Here is an 18,135-nt window from a genome sequence, read left to right as displayed (position 1 = left end):
CTGCTTCTCCAATCTCGTAATGCATACGTGACTTTGGAAACGTTCAGGAATTTTTCACCCAAGACTACACGTCGGGGCACTATTCGCTTGTTGAATCAACCAGTCCTTTTATAGTGAGCTCCAATTATGCGCCTTGACCTGAAGGTCGGACTGCGGAGTTCCCGAATGACTTTTTTGCCTTTTGTCTCTTTCCCTCGCAAATTCGCACTTGTTGTTGCCACGTCGGTTTTGCTGGCCGCGTGCTCCGACGAGACGCAAAAGGCCGCACCGGCAGCGCCGCCACCTTCAGTCAGCGTTGCCAAGATCGTCTCACAGGATATTCGCCAAAGTGCCCGCTTTGTCGGTCAGGTTGCCGCGATCGACAAGGTCGATCTGATGGCCCGGGTCAAAGGGTTTCTGGAACAGAAAGCCGTGCCTGACGGATCCGTCGTCAAGAAAGGCGACCTGTTGTTCACGATTGAAAAAGCCCAGTATCAGGCAGCACTGACAAAAGCCAAGGCTGATCTGGCAAGTGCAAAAGCAGATGCGGCGCTTAAGACCGCCGACGAGAAGCGAGACAGGGACCTGAAGGACAAAGGTCACCTGTCGGAAGCTGCCTACGAAGCGACCCTGGCACAGAAGCAGCAGGCGGAAGCATCGGTGGAGGCGGCACAGTCCTCGCTTCAGGAAGCTGAACTCAACCTCAGTTACACGGATATTTCCGCACCGTTCGACGGTCAGCTCGGCAAGACCACCTACAGTGTGGGTGAGGTCGTCGGACCGACGACCAGCTCTCTTGGCAGCCTCATCAGCCTTGCCCCTGTCTATGTGAATTTTTCTGTCAGCGAGGCGCAGTACCTGAACGCGGTCAAGACCCACGGCATCAATCCGGCAGATATCGAGCCGAAGGAATCTCCCGATCTCAAGCTGGTTCTGCCGAACGGCCAAAACTACGATGAAAAGGGCAAAATCGTCTTCATCGACAATCAGGTCGATACGGCAACCGGCACCATCTCGTTCCGAGGTCAGTTCGACAACAAGGACACTCGTCTGATCTCCGGAACCTATGTGACCGTGGTTCTTGAAGCACCCAAGACGGAAACGGCCCTGGTCGTTCCCCAGGCAGCTATTCAAAGGGACCAGGAAGGCGCGTTCGTACTGGCGATCACGGCGGACAAGAAAGTCGAACAGCGCTACGTCACGCTCGGGCAACAGGAAGGGACGACTTTCGTCGTCACCAAAGGCCTGAAGGAAGGCGATGAAGTCATTGTCGAAGGCTTGCAGAAAGTGCGCCCCGGCGTGGTTGTGAACCCCGTTCTTGCTTCTAAGCCGGCGGAGAAAAGCTAAATGTTTTCACGCTTTTTTATCTACCGGCCGAAATTCGCGCTGGTCATTTCCATTGTGATCACGATTGCCGGTGTGCTCGGCTATCTGTCGCTTCCCGTTGAGCAGTTTCCGAACATTACTCCGCCGGTGGTCAACGTCGCCGCGACCTATACCGGTGCCAATGCGGAGGTGCTTGAAGAAACCGTTGCCGCTCCTATCGAGGGCCAGGTGAACGGTGTCGACGACATGATCTACATGCAGTCGACCAGCAACGACAGCGGCAGCTATTCGCTCAACGTCACTTTCGCGGTTGGGACAGACCCGGATATTGCAACGGTCAATACGCAGAACCGGGTCAGCCAGGCCACCAGCCAGCTGCCAAGCGATGTGACCAACAACGGCGTCACCGTACAGAAGGCCAGCACGAACATGCTGCTGGTCATCACGCTCTTTTCGCCGAACGGCAGCTACGATCCGGTTTTCCTGTCGAACTATGCTTCCATCAACCTGAAGGACTCTCTCGCCCGCGTACCCGGGGTCGGTCGTGCGGACGTGATGACGGATTTTTCCTACGGCATGCGCATTTGGCTCGATCCCGACAGGCTTGCAAGTCTGGGCATGACGCCGACCGATTTCATCACCGCAGTTCGTGACCAGAACATTCAGGTGGCCGCCGGTCAGATCGGTGCGCCTCCGGTTCCGGACGGGCAGCAGTTCCAGTACACCATTAAGGCCAAGGGCCGCCTGTCGTCGCCGGAAGAATTTGAACAGATCGTGCTGCGGACCGGTGCTGACGGCGCCGTTGTGACGATTGGCGACGTTGCCCGGGTGGAACTCGGCGCGCAGGTCTACAATGCCTCGGGTGAATACAACAGCAAACCTTCCACGGTTCTGGCGGTGTACCAGGCCCCGGGAGCGAACGCGCTTCAAGTGTCCGAAAACGTGCTGGCTCGGCTCGACGCGTTGGCGAAGGACTTCCCGCCAGACATGGAATATGGCGTTCCCTTCAACACCACGGATTTTGTTCAGGCGTCGCTTGACGACGTTATCACGACGCTGTTCCTGACGTTCCTGCTGGTTGTCTCGGTGGTGTTCATCTTCCTTGGCAACTGGCGAGCGACGATCATCCCGACTGTCGCTATTCCGGTGTCTTTGATCGGTACGTTTGCCGTTCTTCTGGCTCTCGGCATGACGCTGAACACGATCTCGCTGTTTGCGCTCGTCCTGGCGATCGGTATCGTGGTGGATGATGCGATTGTTGTAGTGGAAAATGTTGAGCGCATCATTTCCGATGAAGGATTGTCGCCGAAAGAGGCCACCACAAAGGCGATGGAACAGATCACCAGCCCGGTGATTGCAACCACGCTGGTACTGCTTGCGGTGTTCGTTCCGACGATCTTCATGCCGGGCATCACCGGACGGCTCTACTCGCAGTTCGCGGTGACCATCTCGGTCTCTGTGTTGATTTCCTCGATCAACGCGCTGACGCTCTCGCCGGCCCTCTGCGGCCTTATCCTCAAAGCACGCTCCGGTCCACCGCGGGGCATCATGGGGCTGTTCGACCGGGGTATAACCTCTGTGCGCAACGGCTATACGGCAATCGTTCGCCGTCTTGTCCGGTTCGCCATCATGGGGCTGGTGGTCGTTGCCGGAGCGGTTGCCCTAATCGTTACCCTTGGCGGGTCACTTCCCCAGGGCTTTCTGCCGTCGGAAGACCAGGGCTACCTGATGGTCGACGTTCAGCTTCCGGACGGAGCTTCGCTACAGCGGACCGAGACCGTAACCAAGCAGGTGGTCGAACTCGCCTCGAAGACCGCGGGTGTCGAAGACGTTGTTATCGTCAACGGCTATTCCATCCTGAACGGCGCAACGTCTTCAAACGCAGCGCTTGTGATTACGACCATGAAGAACTGGGACGAACGTCAGGCTGCCGATCTTCGTATTGACGCGATCCTTGGAAAGTTCTGGGCTGAATTCTCAACCATTCCTGGCGCCAATATCATCGCCTTCAACCCGCCGCCTATTCCGGGTCTCGGTACAACGGGCGGGGTTCAGGTGATGTTGCAACAGACTGGTGGCGGCTCACCGCAGGATCTGGCATCGGCACTTGGGTCGCTGATCTATTCGGCCAACCAGAGCCCCGCGGTGGGCAGGGCCTACTCGACCTTCCGGGCCAACGTGCCTCAGGTTTTCATCGATCTTGATCGCGAGAAAGCCAAGACGCTCGGCATCAATGTGTCGGATGTCTTCACCACGCTGCAGGCCTATCTGGGTTCCTACTATATCAACGACTTCAACATCTTTGGCCGTGTCTACAAGGTCATGATTCAGGCTGAGGGCAAGTTCCGCGATCGGGTGGAGGACATCGGTGCGCTCTATGTACGTGCGAGCGACGGCACAATGGTTCCCATGCGCAGCATTTTGACAACACAGAACGTTCTCGGTCCGCAGATTCTGACCCGCTACAACATGTTCCGTGCCGCGGCTGTTATGGCTGATCCGGCGCCTGGGGCCTCTACCGGTGTCGTCATCAACGACGTCAACGCCGCGGGCGCTCAGGCTCTTCCGGATGGATACTCCCTTGAGTGGACAGGAACGGCGCTGCAGCAGCTCGGCTCTGGGCAGATTGTTCTTTTCATCCTGCTGCTTTCAATCCTGTTCACATACCTGTTCCTGGTCGCCCAGTATGAAAGCTGGACGATGCCGGTTGCGATCCTGATGTCGGTCTCGTTCGCGATCCTCGGTGCGCTTGTGGCGGTGTTCGCGACAGGAGGTGACGTCAATCTCTACACTCAAATCGGCATGATCATGCTCGTGGGGATGGGGGCGAAGAATGCCATTCTGATCGTGGAATTCGCGATGGAGCAGCGCGCTGACGGTAAGTCGATCAGGGATGCGGCCGTCGAGGCGGCGCATTTGCGGTTCAGAGCAGTCATGATGACTGCCCTGTCGTTCCTGTTGGGTGTCGTGCCGCTGATGACTGCGTCGAGTGCCGGCGCAGCCAGCCAGAAAGCCATTGGTTTTGCCGTGTTTGGTGGAATGCTGTTTGCAACCTGCATCGGCATTCTGATGATCCCGATTCTCTATGTGAACATGCAGACGATGCGTGAAACGGTCAAAGGCTGGTTTGGCGGCAAAGGAAAAGCCCCGACGGATCAGGAGCCTGTCGCATCCTGATCTGAAAATTTATTCAACACGCGGATGAGTTTGCGTTGTTTGAATCTTACTTAAGGTAAGTTTTGCCGGGCGATCCAGATGGGTTGCCCGGTTTACTTTTTCCGGTCAAGATTCTGAAAGCAACGGAGCAGCCGAGTTTCACGACCGTGCAATCGCAGAACAAGTTTCAGCAGCAGAGCCATTGGCTCTGTGTAGATGTTACAAGCTTAAAAATTTTAAGGATAAGTTTTTGGAAATATTGGTGAGCCGACAGGGGTTCGAACCCTGGACCTACTGATTAAAAGTCAGTTGCTCTACCAGCTGAGCTATCGGCTCTCACCAATTTCCGAAGCGGTTCAGTGCGTTGTTGCAGCGCCACCGCGTTGGTGGCGTGTGTTTAGGCCGACCGTGAGGACATTGCAAGAGGCAAAATCGATTTTTTCAACAGGGTAGGAAAAAACGGTGTTAATCGCAGGTCACTGTTGAAAACACATAACCAAATTCGGGGAATGTCGATCTCCCGCAACTGAATTTAGCAATATTGAGAAGTCTCTTGATAGTAATAACAGGTACAGTCCAGTTTACTCTTTTTAAATCTAGTTGCTAATTTTCGCTTTTAAGAAAATAACGATCATTCTCCTGCGAAAACTGTCAGGTAGCGCAATAAAGCTTTGTGATGTAACGTTATCTGGCACATGAGAGGTTACATGCACACTACAACAATGGACACCCATACGAGCTCCGTCGAGTTCGATTTCGTGAAGGGACATATCGCTGCAACGATGACCCTGATTCACGGATTGATCGACCAGGGCTTGATTGACCGGGATCGACTCGACCTGTTTTTCGCGTCGTTTATCGGAGAGTTACCGCATAGCCGGGAAACGCTCGGTTTGCGCCTGATCCTTGACCAGTGGCGGCAAGGTCTTCGGGACGGTGATGCTGACGAAGAGCTGAAGGGGAAGCTCTTTGAAGTGATCCGGGGAGGGCGAAACAACTGATGTTGTCTGGGGTGTGGCCGGTTCAGGGTTTGAACTTGGTCTTATTCGTCAGGCCCCTTCAACGCATTGATGCAGATCGATTAGAACCTGAATTCAATTTTTTTGCTGATTTCGTCACTGGCCCCAGACACGGGTTCAGATAACTTGTGATTGAACCTGATTTTCGCGAACTGGTGTTCACCCGTCACCTTTGCTATCCCTTGGACATCGCGTATTTCTGCGAATGCTGCAGTATCGAATGAACACAGTTCGAAACTGCGACGGATATTCGGGTGCTGCGGCTGGCGGCTCGCCCGTGTTAAAAAGGGCGCCGTCTCTGGTGGGCGGCAGAAGGGCGGAACGATTTGGCAAAGTCTCGTGAGATTCTCGTTGCAGCTAAGTGCCTTGTGCACCAGTTGACTGGAGGGAACGCCGCACGCAGCCAGCTTTCCGTTCTTCTCGGTGCAGGCCTGGTGGTCTTGAGCGGTGCATTTGCCGCTGTGAAGGCGGACGATCAGCATTTCATCACAATAGGCACTGGGGGCGTCACTGGCGTTTACTATCCCTCCGGAGGAGCAACCTGCAAGATCGTCAACATGACGCGTGCGGACCATGGGGTCCGCTGTTCTGTCGAAACGACACTCGGCTCTATTGCCAACATCGAGAAGATACACTCAGGTGAGATTGATTTTGGTTATGTACAGTCCGACTGGCAGCATCATGCTTTTCTAGGGACATCGGCCTTTCAAGAAAACGGGCCGTTCGAGGATCTGCGCTCCATTTTTTCGCTGCATGCGGAAGTGGCAACCATCGTCGTTCGTGAAGAATCCCCGTACCGGGAGTTCGATGACTTGAAAGAGGCGAAGATCAACATCGGCAGCAAGGGGTCCGGCTCTGCCGCTTCCTGGAACGCCTTGATCAGCAGACTGGGCTGGACGCAGAAGGATCAGGAAGGGCTAGAGGAGCTCAAGACCTCTGCACTGGCGGAAGCGCTGTGCTCAGGTAGGATTGATGCCTATTTCGAACTTATCGGCCATCCTGCAGCCTTGATCGAGGAAACGCAGGAACGTTGTGATATTCGCCTGATCGGCATCGATGGAGAGGCGGTCGACAAGCTTTTGGCGGAATTTCCCTACTACATGCCGGCGGATATCCCTGCTGGCCTCTATGGTCTTGCTGAGCCGGCGGAATCCTTTGGTGTTATCGCGACATTCGTAACCTCTGCGAAAATGCCGGAAGCAATCGTAAAGACACTCGTGGAAGCGGTTTTCGAGAATTTCGACAGTTTCAAACGTCTGCATCCGGCTCTGGGCCGGCTGACCGAAAAAGACATGGTGGCTTACAAGATGCCCGCGCCGCTACATCCTGGCGCATTGACCTACTTCCGGGAAAAGGGCTTAGTGCCCGCGACCACACCGGCGCAGGGAAATTGAGCGGGCGTTTCTTGCTCTCCAAATGGTGAGCACCTTGTGTCTTTGGTCAAAGTGGGGAAGCGGCTAAGAAGGTCGCTCCGAGCCTATCCGGATTACCGGCCGGGCTACCAGAACAACCGGAATGTCGAATGATCCAGGAAGTCACCATAATAGGCGCCGCACTTGCCGGTGTCCTATCCTTTGTCTCGCCTTGCGTCCTGCCGCTCGTGCCACCCTATCTCGGATTTCTGGCAGGCGTCTCGCTGGAACAACTGTCCGGTGAGGCGGAGGACAGCACGGCAGCATCGAGACGTGTTTTCCTGAGCGCGCTGTTTTTTGTGCTCGGGTTTTCGACGGTATTCGTTCTGCTAGGGGCGACGGCCAGTTTTCTGGGACAGTTCATCCGCGCCTATCTGGACTACCTGAGCTACATTGCAGGTGCTGGAATCATCGTAATGGGGCTTCATTTCCTGGGCGTTTTCCGCATCGGCATGCTCTACAAGGAAGCGCGTGTTCATGTGGAGAAAAAGCCGGCAGGCCCGCTCGGGGCGTACGTGATCGGTCTGGCCTTCGGCTTCGGCTGGACGCCATGCGTCGGGCCCATTCTGGCTGCCATTCTTTTTGTCGCAGGCGGAAAAGAAACCGTCGGGCAGGGTGCGTTGCTGTTGAGTGCCTATGCGCTCGGCCTTGGGATCCCGTTTCTGATCGCAGCACTGTTTGCGGCGCCGTTCCTCAAATTCATGAGGCGGTTCCGTAAACACATGGGCGCGGTTGAAAAAACCATGGGCGGCGTGCTCGTTCTGACCGGAATCATGTTCCTGACCGGGCAGATGGCCGTTTTGTCCTACTGGCTTCTGGAGACGTTTCCGGCCCTTCAGACTGTTGGATAGAAGGCTTTCGGAAAACGGGCCGCGATGTCCTTAAGTTCCCTCTGGCGTTGCCGAAGACACGGTTTGCCCGGGTTGACCTGGTCTAGAACGCCGTATCGCGAAATTCAGCTGCGGTGACGAGAGGGTCGCCTGCGAACAGGGCCGGGTGACAAAGTTCCGTCACATCCAGAAGGTGAAGGCAGGCGACGGCGGCATCGGCAGCATTTGCGAAGGGGCCGACCAGTAAGGCAATGCCGCCTTGTGGCGTATTCCGCTCCCTCAGAAGCGGGCGAAGGTCGCGCATACGTTCCACATTCTGGTTCTTGAAATCTGCCCAGGCTTTCGCCGCCGCGGCCGTGGAACTGTAGTGGCCGATAATTGCTCCGAAATCGCTTCGCTTCAGTTTGCTGTCGCCGCCGCTGCGAAGCCGTCCGGATGGAGTTGAAGGCGTGATCACCTTTGGGCCATCGGTCGTGCGCGTTGGCGTTGCATCAAACGTGCCCGGTGTGGCCGTGGCTGGTGGAGCGCTCTCTTCGACTGCCAGGGGAATGGATCCGGTTGACCGTGGTGCGTCGCTGGTCTGAGGCAGGTCGACCTTGGGCATGTCGACGATCCGAACCGGGTCAGCCGGATTGAAACCTGCGGATGGTGCCGCAGCAGGAACTGTGGCGGACTGAAGGCTGATCAGCCTGGGGGGAGTCTTCGGAGGTTCCGCCAATGTTTTTGGAGACGGACCCTTCTGGACTGCCTGACCATCTTTCATTGAATTAGCCGGTGCAGGTGCTTCAACCTTCATTCTTGGCGCGGCCTGCGGAACGGGAAGGGGCTTTCCGGATGCTTCCGGCGCAGCCTTCGTTCGCACAACTCCAGGACCTGGTTCGGCCGGGGGGGCGTTCGCCGTGGCAAGATTTTGCGAGCTGGAAAGCTTCGAAAATGCGGCTTCCTTTTCAAGTGCCGCAATGCGGCGCGAATAGGTGAGGTTCTGTTCTGCTAGTGCGCCAAGGCGCCGGCGCAACCCGACGATCTCCTTTTGCAGCACTTCGATCTGGCTCTGGCTCAGGTCGGGCAGGGCACCCTGTTCGCCATCTTCCGGCACCTGCATGACTTCGATCGGCATTCCTTTGCCGGAAGATGTTGCGATGGAAGCGGTTGAACCGACGTTCCCGACCGAAGGCAGCGGTAATCCCGCCGGAAAATCGAATTTTGGGGCGAACTGGCTGTTGGCAGTGCTGAACTGGTAAGACGCAAGTCCAACCGTTCCCATGCAGACGGCAGCAAACGCCCAGGAAAGCAGGCCGACACGCGAGGGCGTGAACGTATCCCGGACAACGTCCCGAACGGATTTCTGTGCCTTCCGTTTTGCCAAAGGTGCTGCTTCCTGAACCTGAAACCGAATCTCAAAGAAGATACCCCATCAGGTGCGTATTATGGTTAATGAAAAGCAAACCTGAATGCTCGGGAAGTCAGATCTTTCAATGTTCTGTGGATCGGGGCATATAGAGGCCGACTTGTGTGGGCATTGCCCGGAAAATTTACAGTGGACCTTTCATGACTTCCCGTTCTTGCCTTTCGATCGTTCTGGCCGCCGGGCTCGGCACCCGGATGAAATCCAACCTGCCTAAAGTGATGCACGAGATTGGCGGACTGCCGCTGGTCGGGCATGTGGTGAGGGTATTGAAACAGGCCGGATCCGACAGGATTTCCGTTGTAACCGGCCCGGACATGCCGGAGGTCGAGACGTTGGTGAGAGCTTTGGCGCCTGAGGCCCGCTGCCATGTCCAGCATGACCGCCTGGGAACGGCCCATGCGGCCCTTGCCGCGCGCGAGGCGCTCGAAGAAGCGTCAGACGATGTCCTGGTGCTGTTCGGCGACACACCATTGGTGACGGCAAACACGATCAGTAAAGTCCGGCAGGCATTGTCCAACGGCGCGGATCTTGTTGTGCTCGGGTTTGAAACCGCGCAGCCATTCGGGTACGGGCGGCTTTTGACCGAGAACGGCAGGCTGGTTGCCATTCGCGAGGAAAAGGACGCGTCGGAGGATGAACGGAAGGTCACATTCTGCAATTCCGGTATCATGGGCTTTTCTGGGCAGCGCGCACTTTCCTTGCTGGACGCCATCGGCAATACCAACGCCAAGGGCGAATTTTATCTTACCGATGCAGTTGAAATCGCCAACAGCCGAGACTTGAAGGTTATCGCGGTTTCGGGGACTGAAGACGAAACGCAAGGTATCAACACGCGCGCGCAACTGGCGGTCTGTGAAGCGGATTTCCAGGCACGCATGCGCCATGCAGCCTTGGAAAACGGCTGTACCATGCTTGCTCCGGACACAGTGTTTTTCTCTCACGATACCGTACTGGAACCGGATTGTGTTATCGAGCAGAACGTGGTGTTCGGGCCCGGTGTCAAGGTGGCCGGCGGGGCAAGGATCCGAGCTTTCAGTCATCTGGAAGGAGCTGCCGTCGGTGAAAACAGTGTCGTTGGGCCCTATGCGCGCTTGCGGCCCGGTGCCGTTCTGGGCGCTGATACCCGTGTCGGCAATTTCGTGGAAGTGAAAAACGCCACCTTCGGACCGGGCGCAAAGGCCAATCATCTCAGCTATATCGGTGATGCCAGCGTCGGGTCCAAGTCGAACATCGGCGCAGGGACAATCACCTGCAATTACGACGGTTATCTGAAACACCGGACGGACATCGGCGCAGGCAGTTTCGTGGGATCCAACTCAACGCTTGTTGCGCCGGTAAAGCTCGGCGATGGTGCCTTCATCGCAGCGGGAAGCGTGATCACTGAAGACGTCAAGCAGGATTCCATGGCTTTCGGTCGGGCTCGGCAGACTGCCAAGGAAGGCAAGGCCAAGCAATTGCGTGAGCGGCTGAAAGCCGCGAAAGACAAGAAATCCTGATCTTCGAACATTTACCGACCCCTGTCATTTTCTGAAACAGGGATTGATTTCTGGCTGGACGGCACTGTCGTCTAAAGCAGTACGGTCCGTTGGATCCATTTTTAAAGGGCTTTTGCATGTGTGGCATTGTTGGCGTGTTGGGAACGGTTGACGCAGCGCCGCGGATCGTGGATTCGCTGAAGCGCCTGGAATATCGAGGTTACGATTCCGCCGGCGTTGCCACCCTGGTGGACGGTGCCATCGTGCGCCGCCGGGCTGAAGGCAAGCTTCGCAACCTGGAAGCCGTTCTCGAGACGTCGCCGCTGCAGGGCTCCGCCGGCATTGGCCACACGCGATGGGCAACGCATGGTGCACCGACAGTTGCCAATGCCCATCCGCATCTTGCCGGCTCGGTCGCTGTCGTTCACAACGGCATTATCGAGAACTATCTGGATCTGCGAGAAGAGATCGTTGCCTCAGGCGCGATTCTGGATACGGAGACCGACACTGAAGTCGTGGCTCATCTGGTGAATCTGGCCTTGGCTAAAGGCCTTTCTCCACGCGATGCCGTTGCAGAAGTTCTGCCACGTCTGAAAGGTGCGTTCGCGCTCGCCATGTTGTTTGCAGGTGAAGACGATCTGCTGATCGGTGCCCGCAAGGGATCGCCGCTTGCCGTCGGGCACGGTGAAGGCGAAATGTTCTTCGGTTCGGATGCTATTGCCCTGTCACCCTTCACAGACCGGATCACCTATCTGGAAGAGGGGGACTGGGCGGTCATTACAAGGGCAGGAGTGCAGATCTTCGATCAGCAGAACCAGCCTGTGACCCGTCCTGAAGCCAGGTCGTCTGTGACCTCCAGCTTGATGGACAAGGGCAATTACAAGCACTTCATGGCCAAGGAGATTCACGAGCAGCCGGAAGTGCTTGGTCATACGCTGTCGCGTTACTTCGACTACACGACCAAACGCGCGCGGGTTGAAGGGGCCGAGCAGCTGAAGTTCAAGGATCTGTCGCGCCTGATCATCACCGCTTGTGGCACGGCTTATCTGGCCGGTTTGGTATCCAAATACTGGTTCGAGAAATATGCCCGTCTGCCGGTGGAAATCGATATTGCCAGCGAGTTCCGCTATCGCGAAACCCCGATTAGCGACAAGGATACGGCGCTGGTGATTTCCCAGTCGGGTGAAACTGCCGACACGCTGGCGTCGCTGCGCTATTGCAAGACTCATGGTGCGACGATCGGAGCGATTGTCAACGTTCCGGAAAGCACGATTGCGCGCGAAGCCGACAGAGTGTTTCCGACCATCGCGGGACCGGAAATCGGGGTTGCCTCGACGAAGGCCTTCACCTGTCAGTTGGCGGTGCTGGCCGGTCTCGCCCTGCAGGCCGGACGGGAACGTGGTGTGCTTACCCCGGAGCGCGAGCAGGAACTTGTCGCGGAATTGACGGAAGTTCCGAGCCTTGCGCTCAAGGCGCTGGCCTGTGAAAGCGACATTGAGAAGCTGGCACATCCGCTGTCCAAGGCGAGCAACGCGCTTTATCTCGGCCGGGCAACCAATTTCCCGCTTGCCCTGGAAGGCGCACTCAAGCTCAAGGAACTCTCCTATATCCACGCTGAAGGTTATGCCGCCGGGGAGCTCAAGCACGGTCCGATTGCGCTGATTGATGAAAACATGCCGGTCTTCGTGATCGCTCCCCATGATGCGATCTACGAGAAGACCGTTTCGAATATGCAGGAAGTGGCGGCGCGCGGCGGGCGGATTGTACTCATCACCGATGAGCGCGGTGCTTCGGAATGCGGTAATGCCGCGGAAAACACCGTCATTCTTCCGGACATGTCAGACATCGTCGCACCGATTATCTATGCACTTCCCGTCCAGCTAATTGCCTATCATACGGCCGTCTTCATGGGGACCGACGTCGATCAGCCGCGAAACCTCGCCAAATCCGTGACGGTCGAATAATCCGAGGACGATGAAATCATGCAAGATCGGGTTCTGCCGTTCGAGGAACGGTACAGAAGCGATGTGATCGCGCTATGGGAAAAATGCGGCCTGACGCGGCCGTGGAACGACCCGGACAAGGATATCGATCGCAAGCAGACTGACGAAAATGGCGCGTTTTTCATGTTGCTCCGTGGCGAAAGACTGATCGGGTCTGTCATGGTTGGCTATGACGGTCACCGCGGGTCGATCAATTATCTTTCCGTCGATCCCGAATGCCAGACGGTCGGGCTTGGAAAGATGCTGATGAGCCGTTGCGAAGCATTCCTGATTGCGCGGGGTTGCCCAAAGATCAACCTGATGGTGCGTCAGGACAACGAAAAGGTTCTGCGGTTCTATGAACAGCTCGGGTACGCGGAGGAATCTGCCGTTTCCTTGGGAAAGCGACTGATACCGGACATACGGCCCTGAGGATCAGGACGGATCCTTGCAGCCGTCGGGCGGTGTGTTTCCCGGGCCCGAGGGGCGCGACAGGACGTAAGCTGCACAGCCGACCATGAACAGTCCCACAAGAATGGCAAGCCACAGGTCAGGATGGGCTGACAGATAGAAGACACAATAGCCGAAGGTCATGCCGGAAACGGCGAAGATCTTAGCTTTTGGCGGGATTGCTCCATGTTCGCGCCAGGCGATCACTGGTGGTCCGAAAATCGGGTGTTTGAGTATCCGGGCTTCGAGAGCCGGAGATGACCTGGCAAAGCAGGCAGCGGCCAGAATGAAGAAAATGGTGCTTGGCAGGATGGGCAGGAACGCACCGACAATCCCGAGCCCGACACATCCGGTTCCCAGAAGTTTGAACGTGGTCCGCCGCAACACTGCCTCCAAATCCGGCACTATTTGAATATATCGCTGAAAAATAAATCGAGCGAAGGATACCGCACTGCGATAAAGATGCTTATCTAAATGCGGGTCAATTGAAAAGACGAGCACACACAGGGACGTTTCGTGTTTAACCCATGAGCCGACACAAACATAAAGCAGAAGAGACGCACAAGATAGGCCATCGGCCGCGTGCGGCAACGCGTCTTCGCAACTACTTTCTGACCGGGCTGGTGATCGCCGGTCCGATCGGCATTACCTTGTGGTTGACCTGGACCTTCATCAAGTGGGTGGATGGCTGGGTCAAACCGTTTGTGCCCAAACTCTATAACCCGGACACCTATCTGCCGTTTCCGATCCCGGGGTTCGGGCTGATCGTTGCAGTGTTCGTTCTGACCGTCGTCGGTTTCTTCGCAGCTAACTTTCTTGGCCGTAGTCTCATTTCGGTTGGCGAGAAGATCGTTGGCCGTATGCCGCTTGTTCGTAATATTTACAGTGGCTTGAAGCAGATATTTGAGACAGTACTTGATCAACGTGGAAGCAGCTTTACCACGGCTGCCCTGATCGAATATCCTCGCCGCGGCCTTTGGGCGATCGTCTTCATTTCCACTGACACAAAGGGCGAAGTGGAGCGCAAGCTCAAGGACCAGGCCGATACGCTTTCCGTGTTCCTGCCGACCACGCCGAACCCGACATCAGGCTTCCTGTTGTTCGTGCCGAAGGAAGACGTGATCGAATTGGACATGAGCGTCGAGGACGCGGCAAAGCTTGTCATCTCAGCAGGTCTGGTCAATCCGAAATATCCGGAAATACTGGAAGAAGAAATTGTCGACCCTGTTCAGCTGGAACGGGTGAGAACTTCCGAAGACGCCTGAGCGACGTCGTCTGTCAGATCAGTAACTACGCGTTACCAGCGGATGCTTTGAGCAATTGCCGCGAAATGGGCTTGACGGGTTGCCGACGCAGCACGACCGACGTCGTCACCGTCCCGAGGCGGGCGATGAAATCCACGATCTGTTCCAGGTCTGCCGGTCTTGGCACCAGGACACGCAAGACAAAGCAGTCCTCACCGGTCACCCTGTCTACGCCGACAATTTCCGGCGTTTCGTCAAAGAGTTGAAGGGCGCGGGAAATATTCTCGTGGGTCGTTTTCAGCCGCAGGATGGCTTGCATGGCAAGCCCCAGGGCTTCCGGATCAACGCAAGCGGTATATCCCGTAATAATGCCACGTTCTTCCAGCCTTTTTATGCGTTCGGATGCGGCTGGTTGAGACAGACCGACGCGGCGCCCGATTTCCGATACGGATAACCGGCCGTCCTGCTGCAGCACGTCCAGAATTGCGATGTCTGTCGGGTCAATTTTGATTTGCAAGTCGATCTCTCATTTTGCCGTCAAATCATCTGAAATTTGATGCGCAATCCGATGAAATACCCTTCATCTAGGGCCTGTCTGTCTTGATTATCGTCATTCTCATTGAAAGTACAAACCACAAGGGTTTTCTGAATGACGAAGATTGTCTCCATTCCAGGAATTGGTAACTCGGGTCCTAACCATTGGCAGACACATTGGGAGCGGATCTTTCCGAAGATGATCCGGATCTCACCTGCTTCGTGGACCGCGCCAGAACTTGGTAACTGGGTTAAAGCGATTGATCGCGTGTCGGGTAGCAGTGATATGGGGCCAGTTTTCGTCTGCCATTCGCTTGGCTGCCTCGCCTTCCTTCATTGGGCTCAACAGACCACCAGCTCCTGGCAGGGGGCGCTTCTTGTGGGTGTTCCCGATGCTACCGGAGTGAATTTTCCGAAATCTGCCGCAGGGTTTGCTGCCAGAAACATTTCGGTAATGCGGTCCCCGATGCTGGTTCTGGAAAGTTCCGATGATCCGTATGATCCGGTTGGAGAAGGGCGGCAGCTTGCTCAAACAGCCGGCGGGACAGTGATCAACCTCGGCTGCAAAGGTCACATCAACGAGGCAAGCGGTCTTGGAGACTGGAAGGAGGGGCAGGGGATCCTTACCGCGTTCATTGCCGGGTTGGCGGCTGCCTGAAACCTGCTAGCCCGCTCGAAGAAGTCTGATGGCAGCGTCCCGGCCGAATAGATACAAGAGACAGCGCAGCGCCTCGCCGCGGTTCGATTTCAGATCCGGGTCCAGTTCGAGGATCAGCCTTGCATCGTCACGGGCAACTTCCATCAGATCGGCGTGTTCATCGGCACGCGCAATTCGGAAGCCGGGTGTTCCCGACTGGCGCGTGCCGAGAATTTCACCCCCACCACGCAGTTTCAGATCTTCTTCGGCGATCAGGAAGCCGTCATTTGTCTGCCGCATGATGTTGAGCCGGGCGCCGGCCGTTTCGCCCAAGGGGCCTTTGTAAAGAAGGACACAGGAGGACGGCTTGTCGCCGCGCCCGACCCGTCCTCGCAGCTGGTGTAGCTGTGCCAGTCCGAAACGTTCGGCATGTTCGATCACGATGATCGTGGCATCGGGCACGTCAACGCCGACTTCGATGACTGTGGTCGCCACCAGTACCTTGGTTGCTCCCGACTTGAAGTCTGCCATTGCGGCGTCCTTCTCGTCAGCGTTCATCCGGCCGTGGACCAGCGAAACCCGCTGTCTGAGGGCATGTTCCAGTACACGGTGTCGTTCTTCGACGGCGGCAAGGTCGATCTTTTCGGATTCCTCCACGAGTGGACACACCCAATAGACCTTCTGGCCGTCCGCGACCGCAGCACCGACACGCCCGATGATCTCGTCCAGCCGATCGAGGGATACGGACACGGTGGTGATCGGCTTGCGCCCAGCGGGTTTGTCGGTCAAGCGTGACACATCCATGTCTCCAAAGCCTGTCAGCACAAGTGTTCTGGGGATCGGAGTTGCGGTCATGACGAGAACGTCGACCCCATTGCCTTTTGCGGACAGGGCCAGCCTCTGGTGGACACCGAACCTGTGCTGCTCGTCGACAACGACCATGGCCAGATTGCGGAAGGTCACAGATCCCTGGAAGAGAGCATGGGTTCCTACCACCAAGTCGATCTCTCCCGCGTCCAGCTGCTCCTGCCGGATACGGCGCTCTTTCTGGCTATCCTTTCCGGTCATCAGGGCAAGGCGGATGCCCACCTTTTCACACAGCGGCAACATCGATGCGTAATGCTGGCGGGCGAGGATTTCGGTTGGTGCCATCAGACCGCCCTGAGCGCCGGTTTCGATCACCTGAGCCAGGGCGGCAAGCGCCACCACGGTCTTGCCGGCGCCGACATCTCCTTGCAGAAGACGCAACATGCGCACAGGCTTGGCGAGGTCTTCGTTTATTTCCTCAATTGCCTTCGCCTGGCTACCGGTCAATTGAAACGGAAGTGCCGCGATCACTGCTTTTTGCAGATCCCCTTTCGGGATCCGGGCAATGCCGCCAAGCGTGCGCATGTGCGCTCGCACCATGGCAAGAGCCAACTGGCTGGCAAGTAGCTCGTCGTAGGCGAGCCGCTGCATGAAAGGAGAGACGGGGTCGATGTCACTGCGTTCATGCGGCGCATGCAGTGTTTTCAGAGCCTCGGCAAAGTCCGGCCATCCAGTCTGGTGAAGATGTGCATCATTCAGCCATTCCGGCAGGTGTGGAATACGGTCGACAGCGGCCCGGACTGCCTTCTGCAGGGTTTTGGAGGCAAGGCCGGCGGTCAGAGGATAGACCGGTTCGATGGCCGGCATTTCCTCCGCCTCCTCGGGTTTCAGCGAATAGTCCGGATGCACCATCTGCGGGCGCTCGTTGAACCATTCGACCTTGCCCGACACGATTCTTCTTTCGCCTTCGGGAAAGGTCTTCTCCAACCAGTCGCGGCGTGAATGAAAAAACACGAAGGTGATCTGTCCGGTCTCGTCAAACGCGTTGATCCGGTAGGGAGCCTTTGAATGCCGGGGTGGAGCCATGTGCCGGCCGATTGTGACATCCAGGGTGACGATGTCGCCATTTTCCGAATAGGCAATGCCCGGGCGATGGCGGCGGTCGATCAGACTATGAGGAATGTGAAAGAGCAGGTCGGCAACCGTTGCGTCCCGGTCAGGCTGGCTGCCGACGAGGCCGGATACGAGCTTCTCGATCTTAGGACCGATTCCAGGCAGGGTCGAAACCGGGGCAAACAGGGGATCGAGGACCGGAGGGCGCATGTTCGGCGTATAAACCTTCAGAAGACAGCGAGGCGTTCGGGCATCAGGGCTCCCTGTTCTGCCATGAAGGCGGAGCCCTGCGCAACAAATAGAACATTCTGTGAACTGGACGCTGACAAGCGTGAACTCTGGCGCTATATAACCGACACGAAATCACCCGTCCGGCCCATATCGGCGAATGGAAAACCGCCTTTCGCTTCAAGACCGGTCAGCTTCATATAGGTCTGTCTCACATGTCCGAAACGTCCGGCGCACAAGTCGATACCAACGGTGGCGAACGGGATTCCCGGCGCAAGAAAATACTGTTTCGGTGCTGGCACCGGGGTATGAAGGAGATGGACCTGCTTTTGGGTGGATTTGCGGATGCCCAGATCGATAACCTGTCAGAAGATGAACTCCGTGAACTGGAGCACCTTCTGACGGCGCACGACCAGGATCTTTACGCCTGGATGACCGGGCGCAAGCCTTTGCCGCAGGAGTGGGACGGGCCGCTTTACCGCCGTATCATTGCCTATCACGAAGCCGCCGGTCCGGCCGGGTTCGTCAGATAACA

15 protein-coding genes and 1 tRNA gene are annotated in these 18,135 nt (G+C 56.7%); 11 read left to right on the top strand and 5 right to left on the bottom strand.

What is annotated here, in order from left to right:
- The first annotated feature begins 165 nt into the window (after positions 1–165).
- Positions 166–1,326: an efflux RND transporter periplasmic adaptor subunit gene (locus tag ACYQ54_RS00280; RefSeq protein WP_460078265.1), complete on the top strand. Its 1,161-nt coding sequence runs from the start codon at positions 166–168 to the stop codon at positions 1,324–1,326.
- Positions 1,327–4,482 (top strand): efflux RND transporter permease subunit, encoded by a 3,156-nt coding sequence (locus tag ACYQ54_RS00275; RefSeq protein ID WP_460078264.1) that lies wholly within the window; start codon positions 1,327–1,329, stop codon positions 4,480–4,482.
- A gap of 239 nt (positions 4,483–4,721) precedes the next feature.
- Here the strand turns inward: ACYQ54_RS00275 and ACYQ54_RS00270 are convergent.
- Positions 4,722–4,797: transfer RNA gene (locus ACYQ54_RS00270), tRNA-Lys, on the bottom strand.
- Positions 4,798–5,168: 371 nt separating this feature from the next.
- On the opposite strand from ACYQ54_RS00270, the gene ACYQ54_RS00265 reads away from it, so the two are divergent.
- From ACYQ54_RS00265 to ACYQ54_RS00255, 3 genes are all read left to right on the top strand, one after another.
- Positions 5,169–5,462 (top strand): hypothetical protein, encoded by a 294-nt coding sequence (locus ACYQ54_RS00265; protein WP_460078261.1) that lies wholly within the window; start codon positions 5,169–5,171, stop codon positions 5,460–5,462.
- A gap of 344 nt (positions 5,463–5,806) precedes the next feature.
- Positions 5,807–6,874, top strand: a complete 1,068-nt coding sequence (locus tag ACYQ54_RS00260; protein ID WP_460078259.1) for a TAXI family TRAP transporter solute-binding subunit — start codon at positions 5,807–5,809, stop codon at positions 6,872–6,874.
- Between the two features lie 128 nt (positions 6,875–7,002).
- Positions 7,003–7,743 (top strand): cytochrome c biogenesis CcdA family protein, encoded by a 741-nt coding sequence (locus ACYQ54_RS00255; RefSeq protein WP_460078258.1) that lies wholly within the window; start codon positions 7,003–7,005, stop codon positions 7,741–7,743.
- Between the two features lie 82 nt (positions 7,744–7,825).
- On the opposite strand, the gene ACYQ54_RS00250 is transcribed toward ACYQ54_RS00255, so the two are convergent.
- Positions 7,826–9,088, bottom strand: coding sequence for a hypothetical protein (locus ACYQ54_RS00250; protein WP_460078256.1), 1,263 nt, complete (start codon positions 9,086–9,088; stop codon positions 7,826–7,828).
- A 182-nt stretch (positions 9,089–9,270) separates the two neighbouring features.
- Between ACYQ54_RS00250 and glmU the strand changes: the two genes are divergently transcribed.
- The 3 genes from glmU (at position 9,271) to ACYQ54_RS00235 (ending at position 13,019) form a co-directional block, all read left to right on the top strand.
- On the top strand, positions 9,271–10,626 hold the full coding sequence (glmU, locus tag ACYQ54_RS00245) for a bifunctional UDP-N-acetylglucosamine diphosphorylase/glucosamine-1-phosphate N-acetyltransferase GlmU (RefSeq protein WP_460078254.1): 1,356 nt from the start codon (positions 9,271–9,273) through the stop codon (positions 10,624–10,626).
- Between the two features lie 116 nt (positions 10,627–10,742).
- Positions 10,743–12,569, top strand: a complete 1,827-nt coding sequence (glmS, locus tag ACYQ54_RS00240; protein ID WP_460078253.1) for a glutamine--fructose-6-phosphate transaminase (isomerizing) — start codon at positions 10,743–10,745, stop codon at positions 12,567–12,569.
- A gap of 18 nt (positions 12,570–12,587) precedes the next feature.
- Positions 12,588–13,019, top strand: a complete 432-nt coding sequence (locus ACYQ54_RS00235) for a GNAT family acetyltransferase (protein WP_460078251.1) — start codon at positions 12,588–12,590, stop codon at positions 13,017–13,019.
- A 3-nt stretch (positions 13,020–13,022) separates the two neighbouring features.
- Here ACYQ54_RS00235 and ACYQ54_RS00230 read toward each other — a convergent pair whose 3' ends face one another.
- Complete coding sequence (locus ACYQ54_RS00230; protein ID WP_460078250.1) at positions 13,023–13,421, bottom strand: YbaN family protein; 399 nt, start codon at positions 13,419–13,421, stop codon at positions 13,023–13,025.
- A gap of 143 nt (positions 13,422–13,564) precedes the next feature.
- Here ACYQ54_RS00230 and ACYQ54_RS00225 point away from each other — a divergent pair, with 143 nt between their 5' ends.
- Entirely contained in the window at positions 13,565–14,302 is a 738-nt protein-coding gene (locus tag ACYQ54_RS00225; RefSeq protein WP_460078247.1) for a DUF502 domain-containing protein, read from the top strand.
- A gap of 25 nt (positions 14,303–14,327) precedes the next feature.
- Here the strand turns inward: ACYQ54_RS00225 and ACYQ54_RS00220 are convergent, their stop codons facing one another.
- A complete protein-coding gene (locus tag ACYQ54_RS00220) occupies positions 14,328–14,798 on the bottom strand; it encodes an Lrp/AsnC family transcriptional regulator (protein ID WP_460078245.1) in 471 nt (156 codons plus the stop codon).
- Between the two features lie 132 nt (positions 14,799–14,930).
- Here ACYQ54_RS00220 and ACYQ54_RS00215 point away from each other — a divergent pair, with 132 nt between their 5' ends.
- Entirely contained in the window at positions 14,931–15,473 is a 543-nt protein-coding gene (locus ACYQ54_RS00215) for an RBBP9/YdeN family alpha/beta hydrolase (protein WP_460078242.1), read from the top strand.
- Positions 15,474–15,479: 6 nt separating this feature from the next.
- On the opposite strand, the gene recG is transcribed toward ACYQ54_RS00215, so the two are convergent.
- Entirely contained in the window at positions 15,480–17,582 is a 2,103-nt protein-coding gene (gene recG / locus ACYQ54_RS00210; RefSeq protein ID WP_460078239.1) for an ATP-dependent DNA helicase RecG, read from the bottom strand.
- 233 nt (positions 17,583–17,815) lie between these two features.
- Here recG and ACYQ54_RS00205 point away from each other — a divergent pair, with 233 nt between their 5' ends.
- A complete protein-coding gene (locus ACYQ54_RS00205; RefSeq protein ID WP_460078238.1) occupies positions 17,816–18,133 on the top strand; it encodes an FAD assembly factor SdhE in 318 nt (105 codons plus the stop codon).
- The last annotated feature ends 2 nt before the right edge of the window (positions 18,134–18,135 follow it).

The organism is Roseibium sp. LAB1 (genome assembly GCF_054658235.1).
The sequence above is the reverse complement of the archived record's forward strand: the minus strand, read 5'-3'. Positions and strand labels throughout refer to the sequence as shown.